At 32.9% G+C, this 18,065-nt stretch carries 16 protein-coding genes; all 16 read left to right on the forward strand.

Annotated features, from left to right (window positions below; translation table 11 throughout):
• Positions 1-119: 119 nt before the first annotated feature.
• The 16 genes from RAH41_RS17050 (at position 120) to solA (ending at position 17,951) form a co-directional block, all read left to right on the forward strand.
• Positions 120-917: a dihydrodipicolinate synthase family protein gene (locus tag RAH41_RS17050; protein WP_331224157.1), complete on the forward strand. Its 798-nt coding sequence runs from the start codon at positions 120-122 to the stop codon at positions 915-917.
• A gap of 374 nt (positions 918-1,291) precedes the next feature.
• Entirely contained in the window at positions 1,292-2,404 is a 1,113-nt protein-coding gene (locus RAH41_RS17055) for an ABC transporter substrate-binding protein (protein ID WP_331224158.1), read from the forward strand.
• Positions 2,394-3,236 carry an alkaline phosphatase family protein gene (locus RAH41_RS17060; protein WP_331224159.1) on the forward strand — a complete coding sequence of 281 codons (843 nt, stop codon included), beginning with the start codon at positions 2,394-2,396 and terminating at the stop codon, positions 3,234-3,236. Before RAH41_RS17055 ends, RAH41_RS17060 begins: the two co-directional genes overlap by 11 nt.
• Positions 3,237-3,314: 78 nt before the next feature.
• Entirely contained in the window at positions 3,315-4,169 is an 855-nt protein-coding gene (locus tag RAH41_RS17065) for an ABC transporter permease (protein ID WP_331224161.1), read from the forward strand.
• Positions 4,166-5,032, forward strand: coding sequence for an ABC transporter permease (locus RAH41_RS17070; protein WP_331224162.1), 867 nt, complete (start codon positions 4,166-4,168; stop codon positions 5,030-5,032). The genes RAH41_RS17065 and RAH41_RS17070 overlap by 4 nt, the downstream gene beginning before the upstream one ends.
• Positions 5,029-6,042, forward strand: a complete 1,014-nt coding sequence (locus RAH41_RS17075) for an ABC transporter ATP-binding protein (protein ID WP_331224163.1) — start codon at positions 5,029-5,031, stop codon at positions 6,040-6,042. The genes RAH41_RS17070 and RAH41_RS17075 overlap by 4 nt, the downstream gene beginning before the upstream one ends.
• A gap of 26 nt (positions 6,043-6,068) precedes the next feature.
• Entirely contained in the window at positions 6,069-6,851 is a 783-nt protein-coding gene (locus RAH41_RS17080) for a DeoR/GlpR family DNA-binding transcription regulator (protein WP_331224165.1), read from the forward strand.
• A 170-nt stretch (positions 6,852-7,021) separates the two neighbouring features.
• Positions 7,022-7,894, forward strand: coding sequence for an HAD family hydrolase (locus RAH41_RS17085; RefSeq protein ID WP_331224166.1), 873 nt, complete (start codon positions 7,022-7,024; stop codon positions 7,892-7,894).
• 205 nt (positions 7,895-8,099) lie between these two features.
• The gene (locus tag RAH41_RS17090; protein WP_331224168.1) at positions 8,100-8,615 is read left to right on the forward strand and encodes a DUF84 family protein; all 516 of its coding nucleotides are present in this window, start codon (positions 8,100-8,102) and stop codon (positions 8,613-8,615) included.
• Positions 8,616-8,687: 72 nt separating this feature from the next.
• Positions 8,688-9,005, forward strand: coding sequence for a thioredoxin family protein (locus tag RAH41_RS17095; protein WP_331224169.1), 318 nt, complete (start codon positions 8,688-8,690; stop codon positions 9,003-9,005).
• A 17-nt stretch (positions 9,006-9,022) separates the two neighbouring features.
• Positions 9,023-9,820 (forward strand): DUF1444 family protein, encoded by a 798-nt coding sequence (locus tag RAH41_RS17100; RefSeq protein ID WP_331224170.1) that lies wholly within the window; start codon positions 9,023-9,025, stop codon positions 9,818-9,820.
• A 14-nt stretch (positions 9,821-9,834) separates the two neighbouring features.
• A complete protein-coding gene (ytpR, locus tag RAH41_RS17105) occupies positions 9,835-10,440 on the forward strand; it encodes a YtpR family tRNA-binding protein (RefSeq protein WP_331224172.1) in 606 nt (201 codons plus the stop codon).
• Between the two features lie 213 nt (positions 10,441-10,653).
• Positions 10,654-13,848, forward strand: a complete 3,195-nt coding sequence (locus RAH41_RS17110) for a DNA translocase FtsK (protein WP_331224174.1) — start codon at positions 10,654-10,656, stop codon at positions 13,846-13,848.
• Positions 13,849-13,945: 97 nt separating this feature from the next.
• Complete coding sequence (locus tag RAH41_RS17115; RefSeq protein ID WP_331224176.1) at positions 13,946-15,061, forward strand: nicotinate phosphoribosyltransferase; 1,116 nt, start codon at positions 13,946-13,948, stop codon at positions 15,059-15,061.
• 300 nt (positions 15,062-15,361) lie between these two features.
• Complete coding sequence (gene murC / locus RAH41_RS17120) at positions 15,362-16,654, forward strand: UDP-N-acetylmuramate--L-alanine ligase (protein ID WP_097979199.1); 1,293 nt, start codon at positions 15,362-15,364, stop codon at positions 16,652-16,654.
• Between the two features lie 148 nt (positions 16,655-16,802).
• Positions 16,803-17,951 (forward strand): N-methyl-L-tryptophan oxidase, encoded by a 1,149-nt coding sequence (gene solA / locus RAH41_RS17125; RefSeq protein ID WP_331224177.1) that lies wholly within the window; start codon positions 16,803-16,805, stop codon positions 17,949-17,951.
• Positions 17,952-18,065 lie beyond the last annotated feature (114 nt).

An 18,065-nucleotide genomic window follows, 5' to 3' on the forward strand; every position in this document is an offset into this window, starting at 1 on the left:
TGAACGTAGAATAATTTAGTCATTCAAATATATCTTTAAAAAATTATCTGAAAAGATTTAGTATTTGACCTTATGTATAAATTAGTTCTTGTAATGTCGATACACTGGAGGATATAACTATGAAAAATTTTAATGTTGCTATTCCAACTCCCTTTCGTGATGATGAAAGCTTATATTTAGAAGGATTCAATCCTATTGTTAAATATTTAACAGATAACGGGATAGATTCTCTACTTGTGTCTGCTACGACAGGCGAACAAAATTCAATGAGCATAGATGAGCGTATCCAGATTATTGATTATTTTAATCAACAAAAATTTGAAAATGTTGAACTGATGTTTGGCGTATCAGCTACAAGAACAAGAAATGCAATAAAATTGGTTAAAAAACTTGAGGAATCTGTTTTTGATTCTATTCTAATTCAGTTTCCACCTTACATTCAGCCGACACAACAACAAGCTATTTCTTATATTAATGAGCTGCTACAACATACCACCAAAAAAGTTGTACTTTATAATAATCCTTTCCGAACAGGATTTGAGCTAAGTGCTGAATCATTAAAGACTATTATTAATCAGAAGCACTTTAACCTTGTAGGACTTAAAGAAGAAAGCGATGCCAAACGTCACCATAATACTGACTTACCAGATGATTTCATCATGTTCGCTGGTGGAGATGTAAATCTTATTGAAAAGATAATGAATGGATGTAATGGACTTTCTAGTATGGTAGGAAATGTTTATCCGCAAGAAATCAAACAAATTTTTAATGACTTATTAATGAATAAAACAGTCGATCTTTGGAAGATAAACCAATTAATTAATAAAGTTACAAGTGGCCAAACTATTATAAACATAAAAAATCACTATAATTCTTTAGGTATAAAAGTAGGGGCTTGTCGTTCTCCTATTAACTAATAGAGGAAGTTCAAAGATTCGCTTGGTTTAATTAAAATGTTTAAAAGTAACTGTCGCTTTAGTTGCATAAAGAATCATTTAGCCATTCTCATCAAGAGTGGCTTTTTTATTTTGAAAATCTTTATAGAATTTCTCTTACTTCCAAGATCTCAATAATATTGAAAACCTCATGATTCCACATAAACCAAATTTTTAACACGAAAAAATAATTACTAAAAAATTTGGGAACATCAAAACTCTTAATAGATTGAAGTAGTAATTAACAAATTCTTAACATGCAGTTAATGTGGGTTTTACGATAGTATCTTATGATTAAACCGTAATAAGTAGTAATAAAGATTAAAAAAACCACATCTATTGCAAGGGGATATGATATGAAAACCGAAATTAAAAAGAAAAGTTACAAGACATTTCAAATTGTCCTTATGGGGATGACAGTACTTGGATTAGCAGCTTGCGGAAAATCTGTGGATACGAAAAGTGAAATTGTATCAAATCCAAATTCATTAACTCCTAAAGTAATTGAAACAAAGGCAAAAAAAGAAAAGGAAATTAATAGTGTTGGAATGCCTGACTCATGGGCGAATTGGGGTGAAACTTGGCGAGAAGTTAATGATAAATTTTCTTTGAAGCATAGTGATACAGATTTATCGAGTGCAGAAGAGATAGCAAAAATGGAATCTGAAAAAGAAAATGCAACAGCGGATATTGGAGATGTTGGTATGGCTTTTGGACCAATCGCTGAACAAAAGAAGTTAACGATTCCATATAAAACATCATACTGGGACGAGATACCAGATTGGGCAAAGGACGATAATGGTGATTGGATTGTTGGATATCAAGGAACGATTGCTTTTATGACAAATAAAGAATTGGTAGATAACCCTCCTAAATCTTGGGACGATATATTAAAAGGTGATTACAAAGTAACTGTTGGGGATGTCCAACGAGGCACACAGAATCAAATGGCCGTACTTGCAGCAGCTATTGCATATGGTGGAGATGAAACAAACATTAAACCAGGGATCGACTTTTTTAAAAAGTTAGCCAAGCAAGGTCGTTTAAGTTTAACTGATGCTAAACCAGCAAATATTGAAAAAGGTGAAGTAGAAGTAGCTCTTGTATGGGACTTTAATGCTCTTGGATATGCTGAAGCAATTAACCGTAATCAATTTGATGTGTCTATTCCAACAGAGGGTTCAGTTGTCAGTGGATACACAACGATTATCAATAAATATGCTAAGCATCCTTATGCTGCTATGGCAACAAGAGAATATATATTGAGTGACGAAGGACAAATTAATTTAGCGAAAGGTTTTGCTCGTCCTATTCGTGATGTAAAGCTTCCAAAAGAAGTAGCAGAAAAAATGGTTCCAAAAGAAGAATACAAAAATGCAAAACCAATTAGAGATTTTAAAGCTTGGGAAAAAACTGCAAAAACTTTGCCACAAATTTGGCAAGAAGAGGTGTTAGTAAATGTCAAATAAAGTAATAACAATTGTTGTTGATGGTATGAGATACGACAAAGCTTGTGAAGCTCTTGGATTTGTTCAACATTTAGTTGAAATAAATAAGGCAGCACTATATAAAATGAAATCTGAGCTACCAAGCCTCTCTCGTCCTTTGTATGAAGTTTTACTAACTGGTACACCTGCATCTGAAAACGGAATAACGTCTAATCAAGCAGTTCGTTTATCTAAAGAAAAGAGTCTCTTTCACATTACAAAGGAAAATGGATTAAGAAACGGTGCGGTTTCTTATTACTGGGTAAGTGAACTATATAATCGAGCACCATTTAATTATTTTGAAGATCGTGAACAGGATGATGATTCAAAGGTAATTCAATGTGGAAAATTTTATTGGGATGATGACTATCCGGATAGTCATGTTTATATGGATGCAGAATCTTTACGTAGAAAATACGATCCTCATTTCTTATATATTCACTCATTAGGTGTAGATGTAAAAGGAGAAATTTATGGTTCGGAATCAAAAGAATACCGTGAACAAATATTAAAAGTGGGGAGCTTATTAGCACAACTTCTTCCGGTTTGGATAGCAGAAGGGTATCACATTTTAATAACATCCGATCATGGAATGAGTGAAACTGGAAATCATGGTGGAATAACTTCAGGTGAAAGAGATGTTCCGTTATTTATCATCAGTCCAAAAGTTGAACCTGGAATTTACGAGGAAGTAATTCCTCAGTTGGCTTTTGCGCCACTTGTTTGTGAACTTTTAAATATAGAGCCATCCAAGAAAATGATTTCATATCAACTTCCTGGTTATAAAGTGGTTAAACCAACTTTTAACCGTTAATAAGACTTTTAGGAAATGAGAATTGGTTTTAGCAAAAATTTGACCAATTCTCTAATGAATTTAAGGGAGCGAGAAGTTTTGCTAAAAATAAAAAAACATAAAATTTACTTATTAGCTCTTCTATTGCCATTTGCATTGTTTGTAATAGGTTTTGAAATTGGGCCATTAATGGCAATGATTAAGAATAGCTTTTATGCTGATGATGGAACTCATCTAACAATTAATCAATATCTAACTATATTTAAAAGTAAATTTTACTTACAAGCTATTAAAAATAGTATCGTTATTTCCCTTATTTCGGCTGTAATTTCGATCATTATTGCTGTTATAACAGCATATTCCTTTACAAAGTTTTCACGTAAAATACAAAACCGTTTATTAATGATCGCTAATATGACTTCAAATTTTGAAGGAATTCCCCTTTCATTCTCATACATTATTTTACTTGGTAATAATGGTCTGTTTACTTTGCTTTTTGCAAAACTTGGCTGGGATTTATTCGCAGATTTTAATTTATACTCTTGGACTGGCCTTATACTTGTATATATTTATTTCCAGATTCCACTTGCGATTTTGTTGATCTATCCTTCATTTCAAGGAGTAAAACAGCAGTGGAAAGAAGCCTCAGCTTTATTAGGAGGAACAACAATATCATTCTGGCTTCGAATTGGAATTCCAGTTCTTTTACCAAGTATAGTTGGTACATTTAGTATTTTATTTGCTAATGCTATGGGGGCATATGCTACAGCATACGCACTAGTTGGTAGTAATTATAATTTATTATCATTACAAATTGCTTCTCTAGTTGCGAGTGATGTTACATTAAAACCACAACTGGGTAGTGCACTAGGAGTCCTTCTAGCTACAACGATGATTGGTGCGATGTGGATTAATGAAAGAATGATGCGTCGCATTAGGAGGGATTTACGATGAAATCATCTGTAACACTTTTTAAACTAATTGTTGGATTACTTGTAATCTATTTAATAATTCCACTTGTTGGTACATTTTTATTTTCAATTGCAGGTAAGTGGGACAATACAATCTTACCTGAAAGTTATACGCTAAATTGGTATATTGAATTATTTCAAGATGCACGTTTTTTTGATGCCTTTGAACGCACATTGTTTTTAATTGTTATAACTGTCTTTCTAAGCGTCATCATTATGCTCCCAACGATTTTTATCTTTACGGTTTATTTTCGTAAATTCGAAGGGATACTTCAGGCAATAGCGATGCTACCGTATGGTATTCCGCCAATAGTAGGAGCAGTTGGATTAATAAAACTTTACTCTAATGGTCCATTCCAAATTTCAGGATCTCCGTGGATCTTAATTGGGGCTTATTTTATAACAATCCTTCCATTTATGTATCAAGGTATACGTAATAGTTTTAGAACACTAAATGCCGTTCAACTAGTTGATGCAGCAGAATTACTTGGAGCAACAAAATTACAAGCCTTTTGTACTGTTATACTTCCAAATATTTTATCGGGAATTTTAGTCTCAAGTTTATTATCAGTAGCGCTTTTATTTAGTGAATTTGCATTTGCTAATTTACTAGTAGGTGGAAGATTTGAAACCCTTCAAATCTATCTTGCAGATAAACTTAATAGTAGTGGTCATTTAACAAGTGCTATCGTAATTACTTACTATTCAGTAATTTTACTTTTAACTGGTACAGTCTTAAAACTCTCGTTTAGAGAAAAAAAGCCGATCCTTTTAAATAAAAAGTTTTCTAAGTTAAAAAAACAAAATCATTTGAAAAATACTGTATTAGAAGGTGAAATTAAATGAGCTATGTAACGATTAATCAAGTGACTAAGAAATATCAAAATCAAATTGTCTTAAATAATATTTCTTTAACATTAAATAAAGGGGAGTTTACGACACTTTTAGGGCAAAGTGGATGCGGAAAAAGTACGCTATTACGTTCTATTGCTGGTCTTGAAGACGTCGATGTTGGAAATATATTAATAGATGGGAAAGATATTACTAACTTATCTCCACGTCAACGTGAAGTAGGAATGGTATTTCAGTCTTATGCACTTTTTCCAAATATGACAGTATTTGAAAATATTACCTATGGATTAAAAATGAAAAAGGCTAAAAACATTCATTCAAGAGTAAAAAAGATGATTGAATTGGTCGATTTAGTAGGGAAGGAAGAATCATACCCACATCAATTATCTGGAGGGCAGCAACAAAGAGTTGCCCTTGCTCGTGCACTTGTTATGGAACCAAAAGTACTATTGCTAGATGAGCCGTTAAGCGCATTAGATGCAAAAATTAGAAAAAGCCTACAAAAAGAATTAAAAAGAATTCAACAAGAATTAGATATTACGACTATTTTTGTAACACATGATCAAGAAGAAGCAATGACAATGTCCGATCGAATTTTTGTGATGAATAATGGGGATGTAGTACAAGCAGGAACACCTTCCGAAATTTATACAACACCTGTAAATAAGTTCGTTGCTAAATTTATTGGAAACTATAATGTTTACGATATGAACGTCTTCCATAAACTTGTTCGTAGTACAGAATTAATTGGAAATGATGTAGCGATACGTCCAGAAGTATTGAAATTAATACCTACGGATGATCATCAAATGGATTCACAAAGTAATTGGGGAATAAAGGGAATTGTTTCAGATGTTACGATGACAGGTAATGTATTAAGGTATGAAGTTGAATCAGAAGGAACCTCATTCCTTATAGATTATCTTCACCATCGAGGACAAATGTTCCAACAAGGAGCACATGTTAACATTATTGTACCAAAGCAAGAATGCGTTGTTTTATAAATTTATTTGGCTAGTGGAGGACAAAAATGTCTGTTTTACCTGAGGAAAGAAAAAACGAGATTTTAAAGGAACTGAATAAAAAAGGAAAAGTTAAAGTAGTCGAATTAGTTGAGCAGTTTAATGTTTCAGAAGAGACAATTCGTCGAGATTTAATGATGTTAGAGGAAAAAGGACTTTTAAAAAAGGTATATGGTGGTGCAATAAAAACAGTTTATCAAAATGAAGAACCTCCTTTCACGCAGCGAACGATTGTAAATCAGGAAGCGAAAGTTAAAATTGGTAAAAAAGCCATAGATTTAATTTCAAATGGAGATGTTATCGCAATTGATGTAGGGACAACGATGCTTGAATTTGCTCATGGTATAGTAAATAAAAAAGACATTACAATCATAACTAATTCATTACCAGTATCAGCTTTGCTAACTGAATCTTTAAATCAAAATAAGTTTACAGGACAAATATTATTACTCGGCGGAATTATTGATCCAAAGCAACAATCGATTTGTGGAAGTATGACAGAACAATTATTAGATCAATTTAATATCGATAAAGCATTTATTTCAGCTGGTGGAGTTTCAACTAAAAATGGAGTGAGTAATTATCACTTACATGAATCATTAGTATCTCGAAAAATGGTGGAAGTTTCTAAGCAAGTGATATTATTAACAGATTTCTCAAAAATGGGTGTCGATACATTTTGTAAAGTATGTGCTCTGGAAAAAGTTGATGTGATTGTAAGTGATCAGGAATTTCCAGATGAATGGAATGGTCATGCAAATTTGGAAGAAATCGAATGGATTAAAGCATAGCCATGTAATGTTGAATAATCATCGAAGGGTTATACTTTTTTAAGAAAATGGACAACGACGTAAGAGTGCAACGTTAATGTCCTTTTTAAGTTTCAATCCTTTTAGAATTCGCATTATCGAAAACTACTAAACTAGATGAAAAGCAAATTAGAATAAAGGGGCTATGAATAATGAGTTTCATTGCAATAGATTTAGATGGTACTTTGTTAAATAACGAAAATGAAATTAGTGAAGAAAATATCAAAGCAATTCATTTTGCCGAGGAAAATGGTATTGAAGTCATTATATCAACAGGTCGGGCTTTTTTTGATGTTCAAAAAATATGTGAAGATTCTAGATTATCGCCATATGTAATCGGAACAAATGGGGCAACGATCCATTCTAAAAATGGAGAATGTATCTCATCTATTACAATTTCAAGTACTAATGCAGAGCAGATTATTAAGTGGCTGGATGAACGAAACTATTATTTTGAAGTTTTTACAGATAAAAGCATTTATTCTCTTAAAGAAAGAAGAGAGAGTTTCCAAACTGAAATTAATAGCCTTAAAAGAGATGACTTAGACAGAGAAATGAAAGAACTAGTTAGTGTTGCTGAAAGACAGTTTGATCAGTTTGGGTATGTTTTAGTTGATCATTGTTATGAAATATTTCAACGAAGAGAAGAAGTGAATAATATTTTAGTTTGTACGTTTGATAAGAAAAAATTGGCGGAGGCTAGAAAGTGGTTTAATAAAAGTAATGAGCTAATGGTTGTGTCTTCTGCAGAGCATAATATCGAAATTACGAGTCGTTCTGCATCAAAAGGATTGGCATTAGAAAAATTAGTTTTTTTACTAAATGGTTCATTAGAGCAGGCAATGGCTATTGGAGACAGTAATAATGATATTTCGATGTTCGAAAAAGTCAGATATAGTGTTGCAATGGGGAATGCAAAAGAAGATATTAAAGCAATTTGTACAGAAACAACTCTAAATAATGATGAAAATGGTGTTGCCCATGCTATTTATCGTTATATTGATACGTTTGTAGTGCAGAAATAAATGTTTTGAAATCATGTAATGTGTCTTACTAAACGTTGTATTAAGACAATGACTGATCGAGGAAATAGAATAATATCATTCTTTTAATGAGTAGATTAGAACTTTAATAAGATGCTTTCATTTTGAAAGTATCTTTTTTATTGTATATTAACAATATATTTAAATATCTTAATTAAACATTTCATTAGGGATTGGTGTTATAGCAATGAAAATAACAATAGGTTCTTTAAACCCGACAAAAGTAAGAGCGGTACAAAAAGTATTTAAAGAGTTCAAAGTTGAGGGACTAAATGTCCCATCAAATGTTTCAAACCAACCGATCACAGACCATGAAACGATGCAAGGTGCGATTAATCGTGCACATAATGCGAAAAATGAGGGGCATTCTGAAATTGGCATTGGTTTGGAAGGTGGTGTAATGATTGAGGGTGGTATACTTTTCCTCTGTAACTGGGGAGCACTTGTGTATGAAAATGAGGTCATACTAGCAAGCGGAGCAAAAATTTTATTACCTAGCGAATTTATTAATGAACTTAGAAATGGAACTGAGCTTTCGGTGTTAATGGAACGATATACGAATGAAAAAGATATCCGTAGTAAAGAAGGGGCAGTAGGGGTATTTACAAATGGCCGAATTACTAGGACAGAAATCTTTGAACATATTTGTGAATTACTATTTGGACAACTTGAATTCAAGAAACGAAAAGAAGAATACAATTGAGAGGCGTCCTTTTTGCATATCGATAAAAATACGATAAAATAAAAGAAAAAAGAATAAAGCGAGGGAAAAAGAATGGAAAAGATTACATCAGTTGAACAATTCGAACAAGCGAAACAAGGAGAAAAAGTGGTTTTCCAATTTTCAGCAGATTGGTGTCCAGATTGCAGATTTTTAGATATGTTTTTTCAAGAAATTATTGATGAAAATAAAGATTTTACGTTTTATTATATAGATCGTGACCAATTTATTGATTTATGCCAAAATCTAGATATTTTTGGGATACCTAGCTTTGTAGCGTTTAATAATGGAGAAGAAATTGGTCGTTATGTAAATAAGGATCGTAAAACAAAAGAACAAGTAGAAGAGTTTCTTGAAGGATTAAGAGGCTAATAAGGTAGGTAAAACAATTGGCTAAAAAAACAACATTAGACTTAAAAAAAATGATAGAAAACCGCCTCGGAAACGAAGAATGGCGCTTTATCTATGATCGTGAAAAAGAAGACCTTCGAATTGAAGGCATTGAAAGTAATAAAGGGATGAGTGTCTCTTTAAATAGTGCAGTAGCAAAGTATGAAGCTGAAGGTGAAGAGGCATTCAATGAATTAATTTATTATATAAAAGAAGCACTTTCTGCTATGCACTCAGAAACTGTATTTCTAGAAGAACAAATTAGACCAGTTATTCGAGCTACATCATTTCCGACTGAAAAGGAAGAAGAAAATTTATTTGTTACGGATGAGCATACTGCAGAAACTAGAATTTACTATGCTATTGATTCAGAAAAAACGTATCAACTGATTGATGAAAAATTATTAGTAAAGTCAGGTTATACAAAAGAGCAACTCCATTCTATTGCTTTATTTAATTTAAGAAAAATGCCAGTTCAAGTAAAAGAAGATATTGTGGCAGATAATACTTTTTATTTTGTACGTACAAATGATGGATACGATGCGAGTAGAGTACTAAACAGTACTTTTATAAAAGAAATTCAATCAAAAGTAAAAGGTGAATTATTAGTAGGAATTCCTCATGGAGATGTTCTAATCCTTGCTGACATTCGAAATAACATAGGTTATGATATAATGGCGCAAATGAATATGAGTTTCTTTGCAAGTGGGAAAATACCAATTACATCATTGTCATTTGCTTACGAGAATGAGAAGCTAATGCCAGTATTTATTTTAGGGAAACAAAAGAAGCAATAGAGAGGAAGAAATTAGTGAATATTTTTTATAACAAAGAAGGAATCGGCGATACGCTACTAATTACATTAAAACAAATTCCATCAGAAGATCGTAAAGTTGAACGAAAAGGGAATATTGCACGTGTCTATAGTGCAGTTACGAATGAAACAGTTGCTATTAATGTGTTTGAGGCATCTACTTATTTAGATGTTCAAGAAAATGGTATCGTTACGATTACTGAACACATTGTTAATACAGTTAATGAATTACTAGCAAAAGAAGGATTTGAAGATACTTTAGTATTAGACCTTTCACCTAAATTCGTTATTGGATATGTGATCGAAAAAGAAAAACATCCAAATGCTGATAAATTAAATATTTGCAAAGTTGACGTTGGAACAGATACATTACAAATTGTTTGTGGTGCTCCAAACGTTGAACAAGGACAAAAGGTTGTTGTTGCAAAAGTTGGGGCAGTAATGCCATCAGGATTAGTTATTAAAGATGCTAATTTACGTGGAGTGGATTCATTTGGTATGATTTGCTCTGCACGTGAACTTGATTTACCTGACGCACCACAAGAAAAAGGAATCTTAGTTCTTGAAGCTGATGCTGAAGTTGGAAAAGCTTTTTTTAACTAAAAAATATGTCGTATAAATACTAGATCATTAATTGGTCTAGTATTTTTTATGTTTTGAATATAAGAATTATTATTTTAATAATATTGGATTAAATTATATATTTGATATGGAAATATGATTGAACTAGCGCAATTTGTAATAATAATGTGTTTTTTGTCATTATCTCACATGGTAAAATAGAAGGTATGAAAAGAAATAGAGAGAGTGAGAAAAATGAAAAAATGGTTAAAAAGCCTTTTTAAGGCGAATAGCCTTAATGAGATTGAAGAAGAGTTTGAAGAAAAGCCTGTTGAGGAGAAAGTATATCAATCACACTCTGTCGAAAAAAAGAGAAACGCTTTACATGAGCGTCCAAAATTTAGATTTCCAATTGAATTAGATGAAGAATTACTATCACCAAAGCCGATAAAGGAAACAAAAATTGAACCAGTTTTTAAACAAGAAACAAATAAGGATATTTGGAATAAGTCAACAAACAGTTTAAATAAAGAATATAAACCTACATATAACCAAAGTAATAATTTTGTAAGAAATACTTTTCAAAGTAATCATTTTGATAAAAGTAATTTATCTAGTCGACTTGAAAAAAATCAAGTCTCAAAAAGTGAAGAAGAACCAGCAAAAGTAGAAAAAGAAGAAAAGGTCGATATTGTATTTCGCCCAAAAAGAAAAACACCATTTCGACCAAGTGAATATATTTCACCAATTTATGGTTATCAAAAGCCTCCGATAAAAGAAGAGAATGCTATTGACTCTGACCTTTCTTTAACAAAAGAAGAAATGAAAGTTGAAGCTTCTCAAATTAATCATGTACTTGAAAAAGTTGAAACCGATACTTTCGAAAAAGGATATTTCGGCAATCAAAATCATGAAAAAGTTGAAGTATTAAATTCAGTAGAAAAAGAAGAACTTCAAACAGAAGCTATTCATATTGAGAATGAAGAACTACAAGCTGAATTTTATCCAATTGTAGAACATACGTTGAATGTTGAAGAAGTACAATTTGAAACTCATGAAATTAAAGAGAACAATGAAGATTTAGAACCTAAAGCTCTTCAAGAAGAAGCTGAAGCTGAGGAGAAGAATGAAGTTGGACAGCTTGAGACTCACCAAATTGAAGCAGAAGCTGAAGTAAAAGAGTTTGAAATCCATCGAATCGAAGCAGATGTTAAGGATGAAGAAGTACAACATGATGTAAATATTTATAGATTAGATCTTGTCTCCATTAAAGAAGACAAAGAAAACGATGACAATGCTCATATTAAACTACATGTTGAAGATAACATTGGACGAGATGAGTTGAATGAGGACAAAGTTGAGACTATGGTCCAATTTGATGGAAACGAAGACAAAGGTATTGAACTCTTTCAAAAGATTGAGAATGAAGAGTATGAAGTAGAATCGGAATTAACTGTCGAGTTAGATGGTGTTATAGAAGAGATTAAAGAAGAAGCAGTACAGCAGGAAAATTCAACTGTAGAATCTAAAGTAGAAGAATCTGTAGAAATTAGTCAGCATCCTGTTACAAATTCTAATGAACAGATAAAGACTGAAAATGAAGGTAATAAAGAAGAATCTGAACCTATTCCAATCGAAAAACGTAAGAAAAAACGTCATTTTCCTTTTAATGTAATGATGCTTCGAAGTGATGTAGAGGCTTCAAGAAAAGCAAATATAATGAGGCAACTTCGTGAATTACAAAATGAATCTGCTGCAACAGTAGAAATGGTAAATGAAGAAGTTGAGATAAAACAAAATGAACAGTTAACTGGGAATGCTAGTTTATCTGAACAAAGTGAAATTTTAACTTCAGAGAAAGTTCAACCAAGTGAAATAATTGAAGAAGCAATCACAAATGAAATAACTCCTGAAGGAAATCAAGAACAGACTATTCTTGAAACAGAAGAAAGTCAAACAGAAACGAATTTAACTATAGATACTACCAATCAAATTGTTCAGACCGATGAACCTGAAAGTTTAGATGAACAACCACCAGTACTCTATGAATTACCAGAGCTAGATTTATTAGTTGAACCCCCAATTGAACAATTTAATGATGGGGATTGGGTTGAAGATCAAAAGCAGCTACTACAAGAAACATTACATAATTTTAATGTAGGAGCTAAAGTAATTGCCGCAACTCAAGGTCCAACTGTAACTCGTTTTGAAGTACAGCCAGATCCTGGCGTGAAAGTAAATAAAATAACGAACTTACAAGACGATATTAAATTGAGCTTAGCAGCTAGGGATATTCGAATTGAAGCACCGATTCCTGGTCGAAGTGCTATTGGTATAGAAGTTCCAAATAAAGAAAGTAAGCCTGTGTACTTAAGGGAATTAGTTAGCCAGGATAAATTTTTGCAAAGTGAGTCACCTTTGACTGTGGCTCTAGGACTTGATATAGGTGGCGAGCCTGTCTATGCAGATATTTCAAAAATGCCACACGGGTTAATTGCTGGGGCAACAGGATCTGGTAAAAGTGTATGTATTAATTCAATTTTAGTCAGCATTTTATATAAAGCGAAACCTCATGAAGTGAAATTAATTTTAATCGATCCTAAGATGGTCGAGCTTGCGCCGTATAATCATATTCCACATCTTATTTCGCCAGTCATTACTGACGCTAGAGCGGCGACTGCAGCTTTAAAGTGGGCATGTGAAGAGATGGATCGACGTTATGATTTATTTGCTCATGCTGGTGCAAGAGATATTAAGCGATTCAATGATTTAGCGAAGAAAAAAGGTGCTTATAATGATGAGTTACCATACTTAGTCATTATTATTGATGAATTAGCGGATTTAATGATGGTATCTCCTGGAGATGTAGAAACTTATATTTGTCGTATTGCCCAAAAAGCGAGAGCATGTGGAATTCATTTATTAGTTGCAACTCAAAGACCTTCAGTTGATGTCATTACCGGTATTATTAAATCAAATATACCGACACGTATTGCCTTTACAGTATCTTCACAAGTAGATTCTAGAACAATTATTGATATTGGCGGAGCTGAAAAGTTACTTGGACGAGGAGATATGTTATTCTTAGATAATGGAAAATCTCAAGCAATTCGATTACAAGGCGTTTATGTTTCGGATGATGAAATCGAACATGTTGTAGAGATTGTTAAAGACCAACAAAAACCGAATTACTTATTTAACCAAGAGGAACTTGTAGCAAAAGCGGATGCACAGGATGTTGATGATGAACTTTTTGAAGAAGCAGTCGAGTTTGTCATTGATCAAAAAGGTGCTTCTGTTTCAATGCTTCAAAGACGTTTTCGAATTGGATATAACCGTGCAGCTAGATTAATTGATTTAATGTTTGATCACGGGATTGTATCGAATCAAAATGGAAGTAAACCTCGTGATGTACTGATTACATCATTAGAGGAGTTTCGTTCTGAGTGATAAATTAAAAATTCGATAAAAATGAAGTAACGAATGTTAAAGTTTTTTTAACCCATACTAGAAAAAAAGAACGATACTTTTCAGCAGGTGAAGATTCATGGAAAAAGAATTAGATTTAAAATTACAAGGTAAAATAAGCCGATTAACGAACCAAACATTTAAATTTGATGAGAGAATCGGTGAAGGCTGGTTTTCAGCTGTATATTTTTTAAAAACTAGAGAAATCATTCGAAAAAAGAAGCCAGATACTGAAGTAACAATGCAATTTTTCCAAAGAGAAAATGCAGTATTATGTGGCACGGATGAAGCAATTGCGATTTTACAAACTTTTGCAGATCATCCAGAAAATCTTATTGTTCATTCATTAAAGGATGGAGATATGATTGAGCCATTTGAAACTGTCTTAACAATTAAAGGTAAATATGCTGATTTTGGCTATTTAGAGGGAATTATTGACGGTATTTTAGCTAGACGTACCTCTGTTGCTACAAATGTATACAATGTAAAACATTCTGCAAAATCCGCAGGCATTAAAAAGCCTGTTATTTTCATGGGAGATCGTGATGATCATTTTACGACTCAAGCAGGTGACGGTTATGCTGCATTTATTGGTGGGGCAACTGCACAAGCAACTCATGCAATGAATGAATGGTGGGGTAATGAAGGTATGGGTACAATGCCTCATGCACTAATTCAAATGTATAATGGTGATGTTGTGGAAGCAGCGCGTGCATACACAGAAGTTTATCCACAAGATGATTTAATTGTCTTAGTAGATTATAATAATGATGTCATAAATGACGCTTTAAAGGTTGCACGGGAATATGGGAGTAAATTAAAGGCTGTACGTGTCGATACATCGAAAACAATGATTGATCAGTATTTTATTCGTAATCCAGAATTATTAGGAAGTTTTGACCCTAGGGGTGTGAATCCTCAATTAATTTTTGCTTTACGAAATGCACTAGATCAAGAAGGCTATCAGCATGTGCAAATTGTAGTAAGCGGTGGATTTACTGTAGAAAGAATATTAGCTTTTGAGAAACAAGGTGTACCAGTAGATTTATATGGTGTAGGCGGAAGTTTATTAAAAGTTAATATAGGATTTACAGGTGATAATGTGGAGCTAAATGGTGTGCCACAAGCGAAAGCTGGAAGAAAGCTTCGTGAAAATCCTCGATTAGAAAGAGTAGAAATGAGCCCTAGACTATAAAGGGACAAAAAATCATTTTAAGATTGATAGTATTTTAATTTAAGCAGATGACTTAAGTATTTACTTTTCCATCTATTTCCTCATAGTGCAATTTAAAATAATTAGTCCTATGGGAGTTAAAGTGTTATAATACTAATTGCGTAAAAATTTAAGTTAGTTATCATTTAGAAAATAACTAGACTCGGCAAAGTAACAATGCATCAAATTTATAAAATATTGATGCCATTTCTTTTATTCACACATATACTGTCTAAGAGATAGGCCGTTGTATTAGTGATCGATTTTGGAGGTTCTTTTAATATGACAGTTTACCATTTTGTAGGGATTAAAGGTACTGGAATGAGTGCTTTGGCACAAATTTTACATGATTCTGGTTTGACCGTACAGGGATCAGATTATGAAAAGCACTTTTTTACTGAAAATGAATTACGAAAAAAAAATATTACGATTTTACCATTTGATAAAGCAAATATTAAAGAAGGCCAATTCGTTATAGCAGGTAATGCATTTCCTGATACACATGAGGAAATTGCGGCAGCTATTGAAAAAGGAATTCCGATGGCACGCTATCATAAATTCCTAGGGGAATATATGAATAAATTTACTAGCGTTGCAATTACTGGAGCACATGGTAAAACCTCTACGACAGGTTTATTAGCCCATGTAGTTTCTGGTGCGCGTCCAACTTCTTTTCTAATTGGAGATGGTACTGGTAAAGGTGAAAAAGACAGCGAGTATTTCGTATTTGAAGCTTGTGAATACCGTCGTCATTTTCTTTCATACTTTCCAGACTATTGCATCATGACTAATATTGATTTTGATCATCCGGATTATTATAAGAGTGTAGATGATGTATTCGATGCTTTCCAACAAATGGCTGATCAAGTAAAGAAAGGTATTATTGCATGTGGAGATGACGAACATCTTCAACGAATTTATGCAAAAGTACCTGTAATGTATTATGGATTTAACGAGGACAACGATTTCCAAGCTCGTAATATCGAAAAACATACAAATGGTACTACATTCGATGTATTCGTCCGTAATACGTATTACGCTACTTTTGATATTACTGGATATGGTGATCATAGTATTTTAAATGCTTTAGCAGTAATTGCGCTTTGTCACTATGAAGAAATCGATGTTAATATTATTAAAGCTAGATTATTAACATACGGTGGCGTAAAGCGTCGTTTCAGTGAAAAACGCTTCGGAGATCAAATGTTAATTGATGATTATGCTCATCATCCAACTGAGATCCAAGCAACAATTCAAGCTGCACGTCAAAAATATCCAGATCGTGAAATTGTAGCAGTGTTTCAACCGCATACATTTACAAGAACAAGTAAATTTTTAGATGAATTTGCTGGGACATTAGAAAAAGCAGATAAGGTTTACTTATGTGATATTTTTGGTTCTGCAAGAGAAGATAAGGGTACTTTAACAATTGAAGACCTTTCATGTAAAATTGCAGGTGCTGAACTATTGACTGATGACAATATCAGCAATTTACAAAATCATAAAAATAGCGTTTTAATTTTTATGGGTGCTGGTGATATTCAAAAATACCAGGCAGCATACGAAAAACTATAACAACTAAAAAACCCGTTTATGAATGCTCATAGACGGGTTTTTTGTTGTTAAAAAATGTTTAAGTTGCAAAAATTGCATATTTAAGAAGGTAAATTGTAAAAACAAAAAGAATATGTCATACGAATGAACAGGGTAAGGAGTGAAATGATTGAATAATCACTATGATGTCATTATTGTTGGAGCAGGCGCTATGGGAATGGCTGCAGGCTATTATTTATCAAAAGGAAATCAAAAAATATTATTAATAGATTCTTTTGATCCACCACATAGCTTTGGTAGCCATCACGGCGATACCAGAATTATTCGTCATGCATATGGAGAAAGTAGAGACTATGTACCTTTAGCATTACGTGCACAAAAATTATGGGAAGAGTTAGAACAATTGTCGGGAAAATATTTATTCTCGAGAACAGGCGTTTTATGTGCAGGTGCAGCTGGCTCGACTTTTACGAATGAAGTAATAAATAGTGCAAAGGAATTTTCGTTGCCGCTTGAAATAATGGATAGTAAAGAGATCAATTTAAGATGGCCGGGCTTACGTTTACCGGAAGGGTTTATCGGTTGTTTAGAAACGTCTTCTGGTATTCTTTTTAGCGAAGAATGTGTTCGAGCGTATAAAGAACTATATATTGAGAAAGGAAATAGTCTTCTAACAAACTCGCCTGTTATGGATATTGAATTAGGTACTAATAAGACGCAAGTGCGTACAGAGAATGCTATTTACACAACAGATAAACTTGTTGTATGTGCAGGCGCATGGTCTGGCAAAATTCTTGAAATGACTGGTATTAATCTACCTGTAAAACCTACTCGTAAAACAGTTGCATGGTTTGAATGTGATCATCATTTATATGATTCTAGTTTGCTACCGGCATTTACCATCGACCTAATTGACAAACATTATTACGGCTTTCCAAGTCTTAATAATAGTGGCTTGAAAATTGGTCGACATGATGGAGGACAAACTGTGGATCCAGATCAATTTAACCGAGAATTTGGTGAACTCATTGAAGATGAAACGGATTTAAGAAATTTCTTAAGTGAATATATGCCACTTGCAAATGGTAGATTAGTAAAAGGTAAAACATGCTTATATACACTGACTCCGGATGAGCACTTTATTATTGATCAGCACCCTGAATACAAAAATGTGATCATTGCCACAGGTTTTTCTGGACATGGCTTTAAGTTTGCAAGCGTTGTAGGCGAGATTATTGCTGATCTAGTAACAAATAAGAAACCTACATTTGATTTGAGTATGTTTTCATTAAACCGATTTTTAAGTAAGAGATTGTAATTTGAGGAAATGCAAATAAAAAAGCAGAAACAGCAAATAAATCAGCCCAATCTACAAATAAAATAATGAATACTGCAAATAAGTCAACCGAATCATGTAGAAACGGTATACATA

Origin of the sequence: Gottfriedia acidiceleris (assembly GCF_036421055.1) — a bacterium.
GTDB classification, from domain to species: domain Bacteria; phylum Bacillota; class Bacilli; order Bacillales; family Bacillaceae_G; genus Gottfriedia; species Gottfriedia acidiceleris_C.

Excerpts from the sequence above, each read along its gene's own strand:
- RAH41_RS17050 (WP_331224157.1), top strand. The coding sequence starts at position 120 with ATGAAAAATTTTAATGTTGCTATTCCAACTCCCTTTCGTGATGATGAA.
- RAH41_RS17055 (WP_331224158.1), top strand. The coding sequence starts at position 1,292 with ATGAAAACCGAAATTAAAAAGAAAAGTTACAAGACATTTCAAATTGTC.
- RAH41_RS17060 (WP_331224159.1), top strand. The coding sequence starts at position 2,394 with ATGTCAAATAAAGTAATAACAATTGTTGTTGATGGTATGAGATACGAC.
- RAH41_RS17070 (WP_331224162.1), top strand. The coding sequence starts at position 4,166 with ATGAAATCATCTGTAACACTTTTTAAACTAATTGTTGGATTACTTGTA.
- RAH41_RS17075 (WP_331224163.1), top strand. The coding sequence starts at position 5,029 with ATGAGCTATGTAACGATTAATCAAGTGACTAAGAAATATCAAAATCAA.
- RAH41_RS17080 (WP_331224165.1), top strand. The coding sequence starts at position 6,069 with ATGTCTGTTTTACCTGAGGAAAGAAAAAACGAGATTTTAAAGGAACTG.
- RAH41_RS17085 (WP_331224166.1), top strand. The coding sequence starts at position 7,022 with ATGAGTTTCATTGCAATAGATTTAGATGGTACTTTGTTAAATAACGAA.
- RAH41_RS17090 (WP_331224168.1), top strand. The coding sequence starts at position 8,100 with ATGAAAATAACAATAGGTTCTTTAAACCCGACAAAAGTAAGAGCGGTA.
- RAH41_RS17095 (WP_331224169.1), top strand. The coding sequence starts at position 8,688 with ATGGAAAAGATTACATCAGTTGAACAATTCGAACAAGCGAAACAAGGA.
- RAH41_RS17110 (WP_331224174.1), top strand. The coding sequence starts at position 10,654 with ATGAAAAAATGGTTAAAAAGCCTTTTTAAGGCGAATAGCCTTAATGAG.
- RAH41_RS17115 (WP_331224176.1), top strand. The coding sequence starts at position 13,946 with ATGGAAAAAGAATTAGATTTAAAATTACAAGGTAAAATAAGCCGATTA.
- murC (WP_097979199.1), top strand. The coding sequence starts at position 15,362 with ATGACAGTTTACCATTTTGTAGGGATTAAAGGTACTGGAATGAGTGCT.